Source organism: Mesorhizobium sp. B4-1-4, from assembly GCF_006439395.2.
Lineage (GTDB): Bacteria > Pseudomonadota > Alphaproteobacteria > Rhizobiales > Rhizobiaceae > Mesorhizobium.
Genome location: NZ_CP083950.1, coordinates 45,004 through 62,048, shown reverse-complemented (window position 1 = coordinate 62,048; position 17,045 = coordinate 45,004). Strand labels below are relative to the sequence as shown.

Genomic DNA, 17,045 nt, shown 5'->3' with positions numbered 1-17,045 from the left:
TAGAGGGCGTACCGCCAAACTTCTGCTAGCCGTATACCGGTCCCAATCCCGGCAGAAGGTTGCAGCAAACTTCGGAGACTGTTCGCCCGGTCGACTGAGCACGTGCGGAATGGCACCACATCCGAGGGTGCGAAAACACCGGCTCCTTGGGACAGTCCAAGCGTCTTGGCGCATATCATCAAACAGAATTTTAAGCCGAAGGAAGTCCCATGGTCGAGATGCAATCCATAGCCAATCGGTTCATTCGACGCTTCGGCCCCTTGCCAGCCACGATCGGCAATCACGCCATAACATTGCCATCATTCACGGCGAGCGGCGGCTCACCTATCGTGAACCGCACGCCTTGATGTACGGGGTCGGGAAGGGTCTGCAGCGAGATGGCATCGAGCCTCAGCAGGCGATCGCAGCGTGCGCCCAGAGCTCGATCGAATATGCGGCGGTCTTCATGGGTTCGCTTCGCGCCTGGCTTGGCCGCCCTCCTCCACGCCCGAGAGCCTGGCCACCATAATCGCCGACAGCGGTGCTCGTTTGTTGTTTCTTGACCGGACGACGGCCCAGGGGGGTGTTTCGGACAGGATTGGTGCGCGGCCTATCGCCGTCGACGACTCCACGGCCGGCGAAGCCTTCGAGAACTTGCCTGCCGCCAGCCGGGTCACACCCGGATCCGGTGGAGATTCGGCCCGATTGGCCATTCAACATCATTTATTCCTCCGGGGGGCCGAAGGGCATCGTTCAGTCGCACGTCATGCGTTGGCACATCCGCTGCGGGAGTGGGCATCCGAGACGGTAACCATAGTCTCTGTCCTGCTCTGTTCCAATACCAGGCTGCCAGCCTGATCCCGACCCTGGCCGGCGGTGGAACCGCAGTCCTGTTTGGAAAAGTTCGACGTAGTCCGCTTCCTTGAACAGGCTCAGTCACACGACGAGACACGGAGCATCTTCGAAAATGGTCCGGTTGCGAGACAGTGCGTCACGCAGAAGTCGCCGACGCCGGACCATCGTGGCGTCTGATCGGAACTGGCCTTTTTCAATAGCTAGCTAAAAGCCAGCCTTATGTTGTTGATGTTGATGCGATTACCGCACTTTGCGAGCGGCTCTAAGCAATATCCCTTTGGTGAGGGCCGGGTTAACTACCACGGATGCCTTGGCCGCAGCATTTCTGCGATTAGACGGCATAAGAAGCAGCAAAAGGGCGAACAAAAGAGGCTACAGTCCCGCGCCAACCAAGTCAGCCTAGGCCATGGAGCGCCTCTGAGTCTGGGAAAACCTCTAATCGGGAGAAACGAAGCGATGAAAGTTCTTTGCCTGTGGTATGCTACAAAAGATGAGATTAATTATATCAAAAGCGCCCTTCCCACTGGGACAGAGGTCGTAGCGCCAAAGGGAGAATATCTGTCTCGCTTTGATTGTGCTTATTCGGATGTGAAGCATTTGGCCCCGGACGCCGACGCAATCATAGCGTTGAGCGTTTCGGACGGCGTTCTGGAAATCGCGGATAAGCTGAAGGTGTTTTCGTGGCTGCATTCTGGAGTTGATGACCTACGGCAAATGGGGGCGCTCAGTTTATTTAAGCAACGCGGTATAAAGCTTGGCAATATTCGTGGCGCCAATGCGATTGCCGTTGCTGAGCAGGCGATGATGTTCGTGCTTGCTTTGGCGAAGAAGACCCTTCTCAAGGATCAAGCGTCGCGCGCCCGTGAGCGTCTCTTCCCTCTTTATGCGGATGAACATCGATCCGCCATGTTACATGGTCGCACTCTTGGAGTAATTGGCGTCGGCGAGATCGGGAGCCGTATCGCCAAACACGCAAAGGGCTTTGATATGCAAGTGCTCGGTGTCCGCCGCAACAAAGAGCGGCCGGCAGAAAACGTGGATGCAATTTATGGCATGGACGAGTTGCATTCGATGCTGGCGAAGTGCGACTATGTCGTTCTGGCGATGCCCAATACACGCGAGACCAATCAGTTTTTCGGTAAGGCGGAACTAGCGGCTATGAAGCCATCAGCCTTTCTGATCAACATTTCGCGTGGAATGTTGATCCAAGAAAAACCTCTTTATGAGGCACTTACGTCTGATCGTTTGCGCGGCTTCGCGGCGGATGTCTGGTGGAGTTATGGGTTTGGGAGAGCCTTTCCGGCTGGCGGATGGTCGCGCCTGGGAGTTAACAAACTGCCGAATGTGGTTGGCTCCGACGACCAAGCCGCAAATGCCGATGACGTCTTGGCCAGGAATATTGAGTTAGGAACTCAGAATTTGGCAGAGTTTGCAGCAGGCACGCCAATGAAGCGGGAAGTTAATCTCGATTTGGGTTACTAAAAATAGTAGAGGAGCGCTGACTGCTGCCTCTTACCGGTCCAGTGGAAGCATAGGCGACTTGAAAGTTATGGAACCGGATGGGCGCGGCCGCGCCCATCCGTCCAGATTGTCTAATGAAATGCATGGTACATCCCTCAGAAAATCGTAAAGCTTTTGCGTGGCTTGGATCGGTGGCTCGGGGGCGCAGCGAATGATCAACTTTTGATTGGTTTCTTCGGGAGCGGGACCCTGAAGTAGTTGCGCATTGCCGGGCGAAGGGGGCATCCACCGCATCGGTTCAGCAATTTCGGCAAGGCCGGCTTTGAGAAGAGTCCCAGTCAGGCACGGTGACGATCCGAGCTGCCGCGGTCCTTATCGGAGGCTTACTTACAACCGTTGGGTTGGACTCTAGCACTACTTTGGCAGATTCCTAGCGGAGAGGGTTCTGCGGCAGTGGGGACAACGGATTGGGGGCGGTGAGGATGGCTTGCCTGACGGCGGGTAGGCTCGGTTGGGGCGGCGGGCTGAGGATTCTTTTTTCCCCCTCCCGCTTGTTTGAGGCGGCGAGATTGCAGGAAGGCGTAGGCGATCATCGTCATCAGCGCGTGCCGGTGCAGGCCCGTCCATGAGCGCCCCTCGAAATGGTCGAGGCCAAGTTCCTCCTTGAGCTGCTGATGCGCCTATTCGCCTTGATGGCGCCTGCGATCTGCTTGAGCGGGGTGTCGGCGGGCAAGTTGGAGAGGTAGTATTTGCGCTCGTCGGTCGAGCGGGGCTCGCCGATCACCCACACCTCCTCGCCGGGCAGGTGCTGAGCGCCCATGTCGCGGATGCGCTGGGGTGGACCGTCTGCAACCCGGACACGGATAGCGGCGAAGCGCGCCGAGAGGCGGCCTTTGGTGCCACGGCACCAACTGACCGTCCGCCGTTGGGCTTTCTCCAGCATCGCCTGTGCGGTCATCGACTTCACGTCGGGGATATGCCGCCGGCGCGGGCGGCCGCGTCCGGCAACAGGGAAGATCATCGCCACGTCGGCGGCATAGACCTTTTGCTTGAATGGGATGCCGACAGCCCAGGTAAGGCTGCGCTCGGTGAGCGCCTGCCGGAGCGATGAGCGAGTCTTCGCCACCGTCCGGCACCGAACCGTGGGTACCAAGGGAAATCTGTCGCGCAGAACCGCACGTCTCATGGTCTTCAAGCTGGTCATGAGCGCTGCCAAGACCTGGCGAAGGCTGAAAGGAGAAAGCCAGTTGCCAATGGTCATCGCCGGCGTCAAGTTCATCGACGGCGTCGCCGTCAATGCGGCACAGGATTACCGCGCCGCCTGACGGCCTCATCACCCAATTCCGTCCATAGCTCGCTCAACACGCGAGGCTGCCCAACATCCTTTAGAGGTAACAACAGACGTTGATCGCGACGTTATCCGTTGCCGACTGCCTCAAAATTGCAGAAATTCAGCTCCCATTCTTATCTAGAGTATGCCTCCAGAGGTCCCCCGCCTTAAGTGCTCCAGTGGCGCTCACCGCTGTTAGTGAGCGCTGCGGCTAACTGCTCGTTACGCGCGAGGAAAGTCATAAACACAGTGAATTCCGTGATACCACGATCGGGTTTGCCATTCACCATGGGAGAGTATAGCTCACGCCAAAAGCGTGTATTGGATACCGCGAACAATGCAGGCATCGATGCCACAATGATTGCCGCGCATGGCCACCTCCGATATCTCACGGGATATCATGGCGGAGGTGGCTATTTCGGGCCGTTCGTCCTCATTCTAACGCCCGGCCACGCACCAGTGTACCTGGCTCGAGAGTACGAGGTGCAGTCAGTTCGCGACGAAAGTTGTGTCGGCGAGCTCGATGGCTATGCGCATTTGCATGAATTTGCCAGCGTCTGCGCAGATCGACTTCGAAAGCTTGGGTTGCATAACAAAAGAGCAGGTATGGAGCTTGGGTGTTGGAATTTGGCCCGAGCCGATGTGATGGCGCTTCAAGCCGAGCTTCTTGAGCTCGAAGTCGTCGACGCTAACAAGATTATAGCCCGGGTGTCTGCGGTAACAGCCGACGTCGAACTTAAGGCCATGCGCGATGCGATGGCAGTGAATGAACTTGCCATTCGGACGTTCCAGTCGGCCCTTCGAGAGGGCGTAAGCGAGATGGAGATCGCAGAACTAATCAATGAGAGGGTGAGCGCTTTGGGGGCATCGCCGGTCATCCTTGTTTCGTTTGGCTTCGGTGATCGCAATGAACTGCCACATGAAAGGCCTTCAGCCCATCAGCTTTCCTTTAATGAGCCAGCGATGATTGAAGTCGGCGGCGTCAAGGATGCATATGTGGGGGCTCTGGTACGAAGCGCCGTGCTGGGCCGTCATGCTGAAACTGAGGCAGTCCACGCCTTGGCAGAGGAGGCTGTTGAAGCAGCCATCGTCGCTGCGAGACCTGGAGCCACGGCTGGCGAGTTCGATTGTGCCGTCCGAGGCGTGGTCGAACGAAGCGGGCGAGCGGACGGATTTCGACATCGCACGGGTTACCAAGTCGAGGCGTCTTGGAACGATAGCCTTGAACCGGAAGCGAAAGATATCATTGAAAAAGGCATGGCGTTCGATACGCCGATAATCCTATTCAGCGAAAACGGTTGTTTGTTCGGATGTAGTGAAAAGATCTTGGCGACCGAGCGGGGTGGCGAGCCTCTGAGCACGACTTCTCACGAACTGTTGAAAGCCTGACGTATGACAAGTGCAATTGATCTCGATTCGATCCACGAGGCCCGCGAGCGAATTGCTACCCATATTCGCGCTACGCCACTCGTGACATCGCTGACTTTGTCTCAGATTTGTGGCACGGCCGTGGGGCTAAAGCTTGAGCATCGTCAGGCTACTGGGAGCTTCAAACTTCGCGGCGCCACCAATGCGGTACTTCAGCTTTCTGAGACCCAGCGAGAGAGAGGAGTGGTCGCGGTTTCAACTGGAAATCATGGCCGAGCCCTTGCCTATGCAGCGCGTGCTGTAGGTTCTCAAGCGACGATTTGCATGTCCAGCCTCGTGCCGGAGAACAAGGTAACGGAAATTCAGCGTTTGGGCGCTGAAGTCCGAATCGTTGGGAATTCGCAAGATGAGGCGCAAGAGGAGGTGGGCCGATTGGTTGCAGATGGCATGGTGATCGTCCCTCCTTTCGATCATCCTGATGTTATCGCTGGCCAAGGGACAATTGGCCTTGAAATTGTGGAATCTGTTCCTGATGTCGACATAGTACTGGTCGGTCTATCAGGCGGTGGGCTTGCTGCAGGTGTTGCCACAGCCTTGAAGTCGTTACGACCTAGTGCAAGGTTCATCGGAATATCGATGACGCGCGGTGCGGCGATGAAGGCCAGTCTTAGCGCCGGCAAACCTGTGCTTGTGGCAGAGCTTCCGACGCTGGCAGACGCGCTCGGCGGCGGTATTGGACTCGAGAACCGCTGGACGTTTCCAATGTGCCAAAAGTTGCTGGACGATGTCATCGTGCTTAGCGAGGAAGAAATCGCTGCGGGCATTCGTCACGCTTACGAGGAAGAGAGAGAGATTGTCGAAGGTTCTGGTGCGGTGGGCATTGCGGCGCTCCTCGCAAGGAAAATCCCTAAGCCGAGAGGGCCGGTCGTCGTCGTCGTTTCAGGTGGCAATATTGATATGAACCTACATCGCAGCGTTATTAACAGCGTGCCCAATCCTTTGAGATGGAAAGAATAATGTCGAAAATACGGTTTCTTTCTGAGCACGATCTGAAGACGCTCGTGCCACTCGACCTTCGCGCGGTGCGATGTATCGAGGAGGCATTTCATTCGCTTGCGACCAAGGCGGTGGAGATGCCGCCAATTTTGCGATTGAACGTCCCCGAATACAGAGGGGAAGTGGACGTAAAAACGGCGTATGTTCCGGGTCTTGATGGATTTGCTGTAAAGATCAGTCCGGGGTTCTTTGACAATCCAAAGCTAGGTCTGCCTAGCACAAATGGGATGATGGTTCTCTTTCACAGCAAAACCGGACGTGTACAAGCACTGTTAATGGATAATGGCTATTTGACAAACGTCAGGACCGCAGCAGCCGGCGCGGTCGTGGCTAAATATCTAGCTCGAGGCGATGCCTCGAAAGCAACGATTATGGGCGCCGGAGTTCAGGCACGTCTGCAACTCCGGGCATTGACCCTTGTTAGGCCAATAAAAGAGGCGCGTATCTGGGCGCGTGATTTGACTGCGTCGAGGATGGTTGCATGTCAAATGTCTGAAGAATTGGACATACCGGTCGCTGTCTTTGACGATCCAGCTCATGCGGTCGCAGGCGCCCACATTATTGTGACCACCACTCCCTCTGAACGACCAATTATTAGAGGAGACTGGTTGGAGCCTGGTCAACATGTCACAGCTATGGGGTCCGACGCGGAGCACAAAAATGAACTGGACCCGGCCGCTTTTAAGGTTGCCGATTTGTACATCGCAGATAGTCTCAAGCAGGCGAGTAGGCTTGGCGAGCTGCATCACGCTGTTTCAGCTGGGATTGTAGTTGAGACTGAGCCATTTTCGGAAATAGGCGAGATCATCGCGGGCGAAAAGCCTGGCAGGACAAACGAAGGGCAGATAACAATCGCCGACCTTACCGGGACTGGTATCCAAGATACTGCCATAGCGGCGCTTGCTTTTGCAGAGGCTGAGGCGGCAGATGTCGGCATTTCGCTCGAGAATTGAGCTTGGGGACTGGTCCTGGAACACGCCCATTTCTGCTCTTGCCGCATGTACACGCTGATCGGAACGGCGAAGCTCAACGACGTCGACCCGCAGGCTTGGCTTGCCGACGTGCTCGCTCGCATCGCCGATACGCCGCAGAACCGGCTGAGCGATCTCTTGCCGTGGAACTGGAAGGCGCAATCTGCAAGATTGGCGGCATGACCAACGTCGATCGCATCGCCCGTATCAAGATCCAGCTCGATGACTGGCAGCCCGCCATCTGGCGGCGCGTGGAGGTGCCGATGACGGCCGCGCTCAAAGCGCTGCACGACGTCATCCAGGCGGCCATGCCGTTCGACGACTATCACCTCTTCGAGTTCCGGGCCGACGGAAAGCGCTATGGCATCCCCAATCCCGAATGGGACAACATGCGCGACAGAACCTATTCCGCCAAGACCATGCGGCTCGGCGCGCTCGTCGATCGCGGCATCACCAAACTTGCTTACACCTACGACTTCGGCGACGACTGGCGGCACACGGTCACGATCGAGGCGATCGCTGACGCCGATCCAGCTGTTGAATATCCCCGATACATCGACGGCGCCTGTCGCGCTCCACCAGAAGATGTTGGCGGCATCCCCGGCTTCGAACTGTTCCTCGACGCCATCGCCGATCCGTCGCACGAGCAGCATCGCCAACTCAAACGCTGGCACGGGCACCGGTTCGATCCCGACCGTGTCGCTGAAGACGAAATCCTCACCCGGATGCAAAAGCTCGCCAAACGCCGCGCTCTCGGCAAGGCGGGCTTCGCGAACAGCCGCAGCCAGACACGCTGAGCATCACGAATGGGTCTCGGCCCTCACCGAAGGCTTACACTTGTAGATCAGGCTGGTCGCGACATCACCACCGCCGCCACCGTGGCCCCCGGCGCCGCGGCCAGTATCCGGCACTGATCCTCTTCACTCCAACAACGACGGCGCTCCGGCCCGGTCAATATCGTCATCTGGCTCACGCTGTGCTGCTGACTGCGCTCGTAAGCACGACCTTGAGAGCGCAGCCTCGCTAACGTGCCACGCTCGCGCAAGGCGGCCTTCGCCGGAGGCGTACCTTCTCCGCCACGAATCTCGCTGTGTTGTGAAGGCGATAGTCGAGTTCAGGATGTTGGTGAAGGTAGCGGAGCCAGTCAGTTGCCTCGCCGTGCAAATTCCGAAAAGTCTCAACGCTGTGCATTTGTGCCATTCCATGTCAGGGTTCGTCGCCTTTTGGACATGTATCCTTAATGGAGCAATCATTGGCGGCCGAAGGGCTTGCCTGTCATCGGGGTGCCTATCAGTTATTGACGCTCCGCTGCTGAGACTGAAACCGGGTTACGGCCAATAGTGTTCCTGGAAGCCTTGCCGGCGCTCAGCTCGTGTGCACCTCATCAGCCTGTCATCCTAGAAGACGAGGACATCGGATGCTGCAAAGCGCAGTCTGACGGGTTGTCCGGGCATGACTGCCGGTGTCCTGCCGACGTTCTTGTGGATCACCAGCAAGCGATTTTCGTTCGGCAGTTCGACGACGACGTGCACATCCGAACCAAGGGGGGCAACGTCGAGTACGGTACCGGCCAGAACATTCTGGCTTGGATCCTCACGAACGTCGCTGGATCCATCATCCAGGAGCTCGATGTGCTCGGGTCTCACACAAAGATCGGCACCAGCACGCTTGTCCGACTGATCCTGGCTGGTGCGGATCTCAATGTCATCGCTTGCGACATAAGTGCTGAAGCCCCCTCGCGATTGGCCACGTCTTGTTCCATGGAACCAGTTGGATCTGCCCACGAACTCTGCCACGAACTTATCCGCTGGGGCCTTATAGATCTCGGTCGGCGAGCCGCGCTGGATCATCCTGCCGGCGTGCATGACAACGACTTCATCGCCCAGGCTGAGGGCTTCCTCCTGATCGTGGGTAACCACGATAGTGGTTGCGCCGACCGATCTGAGGATCTCCTTGAGCTCAATGCGCAACTCCAGCCGAAGCTTTGCGTCCAGTGCCGACAAGGGCTCGTCCAGCAGAACGATTTGGGGGTCAGTTGCAAGCGCCCGTGCCAGCGCGACACGCTGTTGTTGCCCACCGCTCAGCTGACCGGGATATCTGGCATCCATCCCCACCATGCGCACGAGCGACAGCATCTGTTGGACACGAGAAGGTATCGCCGAAGCCGGCGTGCCGCGGTAGCGCATGCCGTAGGCAACGTTCTGGGCGATCGTCATATGGGGGAAGAGCGCGTAGTCCTGAAACAGAAGTCCGACATTGCGTTCAAAGGGTTTCAAATGGCCAACGTCCTTGCCTGCGATCTCCACGGTTCCGCTGTTCGGCGAGGTAAAACCGGCAATGATGCGGAGCGTCGTTGTTTTGCCGCAGCCGCTCGGCCCCAGAAGAGAAAGCACCTTCCCTTTTTCTATCTCCAGACAGACGTCATCAACGGCGACGAATTCGCCATATTTCTTGGTAACGTTTTTCAGTTCGAGAACATTCATCCGGTCAAGCCCCATAGACGCCGTGGCCAATGGCCCGCTCGAGACCGAGCACGCGATCAAACACGAACAAAATAACGGCAGTCAGCCCCATCAGGAAGACGGCGGCGGCGGCGAGTGTGAGATCGAAATTCGACCTCATCAGACTCACGAGAGCGACGGGAAACGGATAGGTGTTGAAGTCACTCAAAAAGAGGCTGATTGTCAAATCATCCATCGAGAACGCAAAGGCAAAGATTGCGCCGGCCGCAATGCTGTTCCTGGCCAGTGGCAAGGAGACCGTGAAGAACGCTTGGCGCTCATTTGCGCCGAGGGTCAGCGCTGCCTCGCGCAGGGTAGCGCTTATGCCGGTCAGCCCGATCAATGTCATTCTGATCGTAAAGGGAATTGTGATGATGAGGTGCCCGGCGAGCAGCTTCAGAAAGGTCGGCACCATGTTCACTGTCGAAAACACCATCAGCAAGGCAAACCCAATGATAACTCCTGGCAGCACCAAGGGCGACAGGAACGCCGTTGTGACAGGATCCCGCCATTGCGCAGACATGCGACTGATCGCCAGCGCGGCCAAGGCACCAATCACGGTCGCGACAGCGGTCGTCGCAGTCGCGAGCAACAGGCTGGTATAAAATCCCGACCAAAGATAGCCGTTGTTGACAAACTGACTGAACCATTTTGTCGACAGGCCGGGAGGCGGGAACGGGCCCAGGTAGTCACGCGAATCAAACGACATTATTATGGTCATGATCACGGGAAGCGCTAGAAACACTGCGGTCAGCGCGATTAACAGTTTCAGCAGTTTCGCAAAACCGGCGTCGACATTTCGTTTGCTAAACATGCCTTACGTCCTGTCAAGTAGCGTCGTGAGCCTGGATAAGATGAAAATCATCAGTAAGGACAGCACTATCATGACAATTGAAATTGCTGCGCCGCTGGAATAGTTCGCGACCTCGCTGAAGCGGCTGTAAATTAGGTTTGAAATGAACAGCACACGCCCGCGCCCGAGGATCCAGGGTATGGCGAAGGCGCTTACGCCGAGCGTCATTGAAACCAGGAACGCAGAGACCAGCCCCTTTATGCACAAGGGGATCGTCACTGTAAGATGAGATGCCAATGCCGATGCGCCAAGAGACTGGGCCGCCTCGGTCAAGCGGGGGTTGAGATTCAGTATCGCGCCAATCACGATCAGGATCGACATGGGTATTTCGTAGTGAAGCAGTCCGATGATGATAACGAAGTTTATATACGGTCCGCCATTCATATTCACGCCGAAGAAGGCCATGATCGGGGCAAGTATCCCGACGGAGCCAAAGGTTAGCTGAATCGCATAGATTCGAACCAGAGAGCTTAAGAACATCAGCCCCACGAGAGCGGAAATCCAGATTTTTCGGATCCCCGCGGATGCATTCCTCGCGATGTAGTACGCGATCGGAAAGGCAATGATAATGGCGATAACGGATGCAATGAACGCCAGGACATAGGTTTGCAGGAAGTACCGGCCGTAGACCGGGACGAAGAGCTCCGTGTAGTTCTCGGTGGTAAGCGGAGCCCCCGCTACGGCCCCAATTCGACCTGGGGTGAATGTCCGAAAGCTCTCTTCAACCACAGTTAGCAGTGGAAGCACAAGGAAGAGGACAAATACCGCTGCCGCCGGGAGCAGCAGCAGCATCTGGGATCGTGTACGATTCATTCAATCTCTCCAGCCAACGACTTGGGGCCCGGCGCAAGATCGGAACGGTCCACGGCTAAAGGAGAGGCGCGATCTCCTGTTCCCAACGCTTCATCCAGGCATCGCTCTGCTTGGACAGATAAGGCCAGTCGGGAATATAGGCGTACTTGTCCATTTCTTCGTTATTGAACGCCAGGGGCTTGGCATCCTCGGATAGCTCCGCCTTCACATTGGCAGGGATGGCTCCGATGAGCCGATTGAATTCGCCGTCACTTTCCGGACTGATGGCAAAGTTCGCGAATTTGAATGCGGCGTCCGTGTTCCCGCCTTTCAGGACGCACCATCCCTCCTGATAGAAGAAGGTCACGAAGCCGGTCGCCTTTGGGTCCATCTTGTTGAGATACCGGGTATGGAAGTTCTTGACCAGATCGTGCCCCCCGCCATTGCCCTGGAAGCTGATGCTGGTTTCGCCGGAAGTAATGGAATTCCTGATCTCGACGTCGGAGTTGGCGACGCGACCGATATTTCCACTGCGCGCCAGCTTTTTCATGAAATCCCAGGCAGGCTCCATGTTCTTCTCGTCGCCGCCCTTGTACAGCGCCATCGAGACCATCTGGAGATTGGAGGTCAGTGTCGGAATCGGGAAACAAATCTTGCCCTTGAGCCTTGGGTCCAAAAAGTCGTCGATCTTCGTGATCGGGAAAGGGGTGGTGTCTTCACGATAAAACCATAAGGTCGACGACAAGGTGCGAGGGATGTTTATGACATTCCCGGCGCTGTCCTTGACCAGAAGCTTTTTCGGAATATCCGCAATATTAGGAACTTTTTCCGCCGTAACCGGCTCCGCCCAACCCTCACTGGCGATAACTTGCCACGTCACATCCCAGCCGGTCAGAAGATCTATGCCGGGGTGCGGCCACATCGCCTTGATCTTGGGCAGAATCGCCGCAGCGCCACCAGTGTGCAGCTGCCAGTTGATGTTCACAAAAGATTGCTTCGCCGCGATCTTCTTGATCGATTCAAAGTAATCCCCACCCCATTCAACCGCAGTGATCGTTTCAGCTGCACGCGCTCGGCCTAAACCTGACAGCGAGAGCCCCGTACCAAAGGCTGCAGCCGACGCTGAACTCTTTAGAAAATTTCGGCGTGATATCTCAAACATGATCGTTCCCCATTGTTTTAGCGGTTCATTGTTTAGTGAAGGCGCCGAGTGCGAAGCAGCATGCCCGCATTTTGCGATGTCAGCGATCTGAAACGCAATTGCCAAAAGCAAACTGTAGGCAGCAAGCTGGATCGCTGGAAATCGACACTCGTTACATCAGCTTCGATATAACCTCCCCCCGTTTCGCTGACACACAAAGAAGCCGTTCAACCGATCGAAGCAATCATCATTTGACAGATGCCATTGATGTCATAGACGGGCAGCTGCGTGTGCCGGCGGATCGCCGGTGCAACAAGCGGAAAGCCTGCACATTCGAATAGGATGGTCGTAATCTCCGGATTTGTTTGGCGCAGCCGCGCGATGGAAGCAGTGACATCCGCCTCAATAGAGGCGACATCGGTCGGAGGCACTGGCCGCTTCATCTCATTATGCCAGAACTCGCCGCCTTCGACGCCACCAACCACGATCCTCGCTCGATCAGCGGAACTGTCAATCCCAAAAAGGTCTTCACCAAGATGTGCCGAATCATACGTCAAGACAGCAATTTTGCCAGACGGCCCCGTCTGGCGGAGCAACATCGGCAGGAGGAGCAGACTAGACATCGCGACGGGTACATTCACCGAGGCGGCTACCGCCGCCTGGTGACGGACGGAGAAGCCACAGTTGGAGCTGATTGCTACTGCCCCTCGCTCGACCAACCGCCGCGCAGCTGCGATATAGGCGGGCTCCAACGCGGGATCGCCGCGAACGACATTCTCTACCCAAGCCCCTGGGACAGTCTCTGTGATAATCGGAAAGTTGAAAGTCTCCGGATTTGTGAGCGAGTTCGCCTTTGGCAGGGATGGCGTGGTGCTAGGCGGCAAGCCGCGTTCCAGCAACAAGACTCCAAGAGAGTGTGGGGATTGCGATGCCATTTAAAACTCCAAAAAACGTGGCTCAGGCGTGGGGTTGATGAAATGATAACACTACAGCGGAAATGCCTCGCTCAGAATGACGCATCGCCAATTCGGACCCTTGTCCAACACATCCACGCCTTCACAATATTAGCTTTGACTGAGCGTTTAAATCGCGCGATTTCTGCATTGATTCAAAGGATTTCTGCGTTCCGTTGGAGGAGGGCGCGCGAAACAGGCGTGAATCTGATTTTTAATCACCCGCGATGGGGTGCCTCTGATGTCACCCGAATATGTTCCCTTCCCGTCTAGGAGCGCAAAAGACGACTACAGAACCGGAGGATTTTATGAAGCAGCCTTGCGACGGAGTTCGTTAAGTTGAACAGTAGGGGACCGCTCGACATTAAAACAATGCACGGGGTCCGGTGGCGATTTGCGGCACTGCGACACGACGGGCATCGGCCCGGTGCCAGGGAAGCATGCCAAGCTTTGCGCGACCGGATGCGAATGTCTTGGGCAACGATCGCATAACCTTCACCTTGGCGATCCTGCCGAACTGGACGCGCCGGACGAAGCGCCACGACGCGCTGCTGCGGTTCCTTTACCTGCGCGGCATCTCCGCCGGTGACTTCCAGGAGGCGCGGACCGCCCTGCTCGGCAAGGACGCGCCGAATCTGTCGCCGTGTGTGATCGGCGACTGAAGGAAGAAAATAGCAGGCGATTATGATCGCTATGGCGCCGTGACCTTTCGGCCCGCAACTGCGTCTACATCTGGGCCGACGGCGTCTACCTCCGCGCGCAGCGGCTTCTGGAAGGCGCTCGAGAAGGTGTTCTCTTGAACGCGCCCTCAGAGTGGCTGGCCGCACAAGCTCGTCAACATCCTCAACAAGGGCCGAAATCGGTGCAGCCAAACATGAAGTCCGATCTCAGCGCAGTCCGGGACGCGCCGGACCGAACGTCGGCCAAGGCCGTCATCACCGCTCTCGTCGGCAAGTACGATGCCAATATCAAAACCCTGTCAATTGCCTGACGTGACCGCAACGCGCTGCTGGCCTTCTTCGATTTCCTGGCCGAACACAACGCGACGGGCCGAATCTCGCGTGTCAGCCGCAAAACGGTCGTTGCGGCTGACACACAATTCACTCGACGAACTCACACCGTGATAATATCGCGTGGAAACTTTGAAAACGTTTCACCGCCAAGGTCGGTGACGCGGAAGGTTTCACTGATCACATAGCCGAACTCGTCATCGACCCAGTTGCCGAGCATAAGGTGAAAGGTCATGTTTGGTTGAAGGATCGTCATGTCGCCCTCCTTCAAACTGGCAGTCGGCTCCGTCCAATCAATTCCGACGGCATAGCCACAACGTGATTCTTTTTCGAAGCCATGCTTTCGAAGGGCCGTATTGAACGCGACAGCGACGTCATTGCATGCCGCTCCAGTCTTTGCGGCCTCAAGCGCGGCCTCCAGGCCCGCCACTTCCCCTTCGTGTATCCGCTTCAAGCGATCAGAAGGTTGGCCCACGGAAATCGTTCGCATCAAGGGCGAGGTATAGCCATGCCGATTTCCACTAAACTCGAGGTTAACCTGCGATCCGCTTTGGAAAGTGTCTTCCGTCCATCGGATATGGCATGTGCCGGTGCGCGGAGTAGCGCACAAGAAGAAACCCGACACATCCGTGCTCGGCTTATTATCTACGCCGCGTGTCAATGCAGCTATGATTTCCGCAGCAGCGTCCGCCTCTCGGACATCTGGCCGGATGACATCTCGTGCTCTAAGCATACCCGCGTCAGTGTTAGCAGCCGCTTCTCTCATCAAAGCGATCTCTAAATCAGACTTGACACCACGGATCCAGGCTACACAATTCGTGAAATCATCAATTTTTGCCAGTGGCAAACGCGTCTTAAATTTTTGAACGGTTGCGGCAGGAAGAGAACTGGTTTCAAGCCCGATCCGCTTGTCGCCAAGGTGATGATCCATCAGAAAATCAATTGCGACGTCATAGCCATCCTTTTCCGGATTGGCGATTAGAGCCTCCGGGTAACCAATGATATGGCCATTGTCGATAAACATCTGGTGCTTGGCAGCCGGAGCATCCATCCGACGTGTGAAAAAAGTTGGCTCTTGATCTTCAAGATCAATCATCAGACCTTGTGGGACATAGCCAGATTTTGAGGTATAGCCGGTGAGATAGGTAATGTTGGCGGGAACGGTTACAATCGCTACCGCGATCTCGCGACGCTTCATTTCCGCCTTTACGGCGGACAGGCGCCTCAGATATTCGTTACGCGGAAATACTTGCGACATTTTTATAATAGTCATGATCTTGTTCCTCCTTTGGGATCGGGGAGTTGGATCCGGGTTCTCGAGGGCAGTTGTGAGAGTGAAACTGGCGCAATGCCTTCTGGCAAATTACTGATTGTCAGGGGTGCAGTAGTGCCAAAAATTGCGAATGGCCCGTTCGGCGATCGGAATGCGAAGATTGTCGCGGCCTTCACAGGTTGGCCTGTGAAGGCCGTCGGAAAGTAGGCTATTGTTCAATGCAATCCTCCCGGCTCGCTGCTACCGAGCGATCAGCGACTACACTAGCAGCGGCGTTGTTTGAAAAGCCCGCGAAGCGCAGCTGCGTGCGCAGTTTACCTGCAAAATTGAGCGAATCATGCGCTTTTTCACCATATTCGAGACATCAAATCGTCCGGAACCACCGCAGCAATGTTTGGCTCATCAACTTTTCGGCCGGTCTTCTTGACGAACCGATCTCGCTTGGCTTCGTGGCTCGGGAAATCGTACCCCCTGCCAATTCGCGCGAGCAGCAGCCCTGCCAATGAAAGAGCAACCCGGCGGGTCGCATTCGCCCATCGCCGGGTTTCGTTGCAATCCGCGACGGCGCGACTACGGTGCATTCATGGCATAGCGAACGAACCAGCCGACATCCGCGCGAGACGCAGGAGATGGTGTTCGACGCCCATGACAGGGCCTTTGCCTTCTTCGGCGGCGCCTGCACGCGCGGCATCTACGACAACATGAACACGGCGGTGGGAAGGATCTTTGTCGGCAAGGACCGCCAATACAATTGCCGCCTCCTACAGACGTGCAGCCATTATCTAGTGCAGCCGGTCGCCTTCACGCCGGCGTGGGCTGGGAGAAGGGTCAGGTCGAGAACCAGATCGGGCTGTTGCGCGAGCGCTTCTTCACGCCCAGGCGGCGCCTGAAGAATTGAACGTCTGGCTGCAGGTCAACAGCGTCGCCTACGCCAAGGCGCACCGTAACATCGAACAGCCGGAACGAACGATCTGGAACGTGTTCGAGGAAGGGCGCGGTAAGCTGGTCGAGTATCGCAGCCCCTTCGAACGATTGCATGCGATGCCGGCCTCGGTGTCGAAGACCTGCACGGTACGCTTCGACAACAGCGAATACTCCGTCCTTCGACGGCCCTCGGCCGCCGGTCGGGATCCATGCATATGCCGGCAGGATCGTCATCCGCCGGGGCGGCGTGGTCGTCGCCGAGCACGTCCGCTCCTTTGGGCGCGCCGAGACGATCTATGATCCCTTGCATTATGTCCCTGTCCTTGCTCGCAAACTGGGGGCTTGCGTCCGGCTTCAAAGTTACCGCCCTTTTCCCGGCGTTGATCAGGTCCCCAGTCCTCTTCACAGGCGATGGCGGTTCACCATCCTCGTGCTGTAGTCCCTTAGTCATACCATCCAATGCCTCATTTGAAGTATAACTACACTGACAAGCAGTCAGGATGCAAATATTGCAATTGCACATAGAGTGCTTTCCAGAGGCGCAGCCGCGCAGGAAACCTGATAATGTGTCATCTTGG

The 17,045-nt window shown here is 56.5% G+C and carries 12 protein-coding genes and 4 pseudogenes; 9 read left to right on the top strand and 7 right to left on the bottom strand.

Annotation, left to right across the window (positions count from 1 at the left end; translation table 11 throughout):
* Positions 1-1,290: 1,290 nt before the first annotated feature.
* A complete protein-coding gene (locus tag FJW03_RS00285) occupies positions 1,291-2,316 on the top strand; it encodes an NAD(P)-dependent oxidoreductase (protein ID WP_140767226.1) in 1,026 nt (341 codons plus the stop codon).
* A 362-nt stretch (positions 2,317-2,678) separates the two neighbouring features.
* Here the strand turns inward: FJW03_RS00285 and FJW03_RS00280 are convergent.
* Positions 2,679-3,397, bottom strand: a pseudogene (locus FJW03_RS00280) (transposase); the annotation flags it as partial.
* Positions 3,398-3,404: 7 nt separating this feature from the next.
* Between FJW03_RS00280 and FJW03_RS00275 the strand changes: the two are divergent.
* The 6 genes and pseudogenes from FJW03_RS00275 to FJW03_RS00250 all read left to right on the top strand — a co-directional run.
* Positions 3,405-3,620: pseudogene (locus FJW03_RS00275) on the top strand (IS256 family transposase); the annotation flags it as partial.
* A gap of 293 nt (positions 3,621-3,913) precedes the next feature.
* Positions 3,914-5,014, top strand: a complete 1,101-nt coding sequence (locus FJW03_RS00270) for a M24 family metallopeptidase (protein ID WP_140767233.1) — start codon at positions 3,914-3,916, stop codon at positions 5,012-5,014.
* 3 nt (positions 5,015-5,017) lie between these two features.
* Entirely contained in the window at positions 5,018-6,010 is a 993-nt protein-coding gene (eutB, locus tag FJW03_RS00265; protein ID WP_140767225.1) for a hydroxyectoine utilization dehydratase EutB, read from the top strand.
* Positions 6,010-7,002 carry a cyclodeaminase gene (locus FJW03_RS00260; RefSeq protein ID WP_140767224.1) on the top strand — a complete coding sequence of 331 codons (993 nt, stop codon included), beginning with the start codon at positions 6,010-6,012 and terminating at the stop codon, positions 7,000-7,002. Before eutB ends, FJW03_RS00260 begins: the two co-directional genes overlap by 1 nt.
* A 45-nt stretch (positions 7,003-7,047) precedes the next feature.
* A pseudogene (locus tag FJW03_RS00255) lies at positions 7,048-7,203 on the top strand (transposase domain-containing protein); the annotation flags it as partial.
* Positions 7,200-7,817, top strand: coding sequence for a plasmid pRiA4b ORF-3 family protein (locus FJW03_RS00250; RefSeq protein ID WP_140767223.1), 618 nt, complete (start codon positions 7,200-7,202; stop codon positions 7,815-7,817). The pseudogene FJW03_RS00255 and the gene FJW03_RS00250, both read left to right, overlap by 4 nt.
* Positions 7,818-8,417: 600 nt before the next feature.
* Here FJW03_RS00250 and FJW03_RS00245 read toward each other — a convergent pair.
* The 5 genes from FJW03_RS00245 to FJW03_RS00225 all read right to left on the bottom strand — a co-directional run bounded on the left by FJW03_RS00245 (position 8,418) and on the right by FJW03_RS00225 (position 13,242).
* Positions 8,418-9,503 (bottom strand): ABC transporter ATP-binding protein, encoded by a 1,086-nt coding sequence (locus FJW03_RS00245; RefSeq protein WP_181173379.1) that lies wholly within the window; start codon positions 9,501-9,503, stop codon positions 8,418-8,420.
* Between the two features lie 4 nt (positions 9,504-9,507).
* The gene (locus tag FJW03_RS00240; RefSeq protein WP_140767221.1) at positions 9,508-10,335 is read right to left on the bottom strand and encodes an ABC transporter permease; all 828 of its coding nucleotides are present in this window, start codon (positions 10,333-10,335) and stop codon (positions 9,508-9,510) included.
* A 3-nt stretch (positions 10,336-10,338) separates the two neighbouring features.
* Positions 10,339-11,166, bottom strand: a complete 828-nt coding sequence (locus FJW03_RS00235) for an ABC transporter permease (RefSeq protein WP_226890523.1) — start codon at positions 11,164-11,166, stop codon at positions 10,339-10,341.
* Positions 11,167-11,242: 76 nt separating this feature from the next.
* Positions 11,243-12,328 carry an ABC transporter substrate-binding protein gene (locus FJW03_RS00230; protein WP_140767281.1) on the bottom strand — a complete coding sequence of 362 codons (1,086 nt, stop codon included), beginning with the start codon at positions 12,326-12,328 and terminating at the stop codon, positions 11,243-11,245.
* A 206-nt stretch (positions 12,329-12,534) separates the two neighbouring features.
* A complete protein-coding gene (locus tag FJW03_RS00225; RefSeq protein WP_181173385.1) occupies positions 12,535-13,242 on the bottom strand; it encodes a hypothetical protein in 708 nt (235 codons plus the stop codon).
* Between the two features lie 491 nt (positions 13,243-13,733).
* Here FJW03_RS00225 and FJW03_RS00220 point away from each other — a divergent pair, with 491 nt between their 5' ends.
* The gene (locus FJW03_RS00220; protein ID WP_140767282.1) at positions 13,734-13,922 is read left to right on the top strand and encodes a hypothetical protein; all 189 of its coding nucleotides are present in this window, start codon (positions 13,734-13,736) and stop codon (positions 13,920-13,922) included.
* A gap of 451 nt (positions 13,923-14,373) precedes the next feature.
* Here FJW03_RS00220 and FJW03_RS00215 read toward each other — a convergent pair whose 3' ends face one another.
* Positions 14,374-15,543, bottom strand: coding sequence for a M24 family metallopeptidase (locus tag FJW03_RS00215; protein ID WP_140767283.1), 1,170 nt, complete (start codon positions 15,541-15,543; stop codon positions 14,374-14,376).
* A 608-nt stretch (positions 15,544-16,151) separates the two neighbouring features.
* Here FJW03_RS00215 and FJW03_RS00210 point away from each other — a divergent pair.
* Positions 16,152-16,840, top strand: a pseudogene (locus tag FJW03_RS00210) (Mu transposase domain-containing protein); the annotation flags it as partial.
* Positions 16,841-17,045: the final 205 nt, after the last annotated feature.

Bases quoted from the DNA above. Each gene is read 5' to 3' on its own strand.
- FJW03_RS00285 (WP_140767226.1), top strand. From the start codon at position 1,291: ATGAAAGTTCTTTGCCTGTGGTATGCTACAAAAGATGAGATTAATTAT.
- FJW03_RS00270 (WP_140767233.1), top strand. From the start codon at position 3,914: ATGGGAGAGTATAGCTCACGCCAAAAGCGTGTATTGGATACCGCGAAC.
- eutB (WP_140767225.1), top strand. From the start codon at position 5,018: ATGACAAGTGCAATTGATCTCGATTCGATCCACGAGGCCCGCGAGCGA.
- FJW03_RS00260 (WP_140767224.1), top strand. From the start codon at position 6,010: ATGTCGAAAATACGGTTTCTTTCTGAGCACGATCTGAAGACGCTCGTG.
- FJW03_RS00250 (WP_140767223.1), top strand. From the start codon at position 7,200: ATGACCAACGTCGATCGCATCGCCCGTATCAAGATCCAGCTCGATGAC.
- FJW03_RS00245 (WP_181173379.1), bottom strand. From the start codon at position 9,503: ATGAATGTTCTCGAACTGAAAAACGTTACCAAGAAATATGGCGAATTC.
- FJW03_RS00240 (WP_140767221.1), bottom strand. From the start codon at position 10,335: ATGTTTAGCAAACGAAATGTCGACGCCGGTTTTGCGAAACTGCTGAAA.
- FJW03_RS00235 (WP_226890523.1), bottom strand. From the start codon at position 11,166: ATGCTGCTGCTGCTCCCGGCGGCAGCGGTATTTGTCCTCTTCCTTGTG.
- FJW03_RS00230 (WP_140767281.1), bottom strand. From the start codon at position 12,328: ATGTTTGAGATATCACGCCGAAATTTTCTAAAGAGTTCAGCGTCGGCT.
- FJW03_RS00225 (WP_181173385.1), bottom strand. From the start codon at position 13,242: ATGGCATCGCAATCCCCACACTCTCTTGGAGTCTTGTTGCTGGAACGC.
- FJW03_RS00215 (WP_140767283.1), bottom strand. From the start codon at position 15,543: ATGACTATTATAAAAATGTCGCAAGTATTTCCGCGTAACGAATATCTG.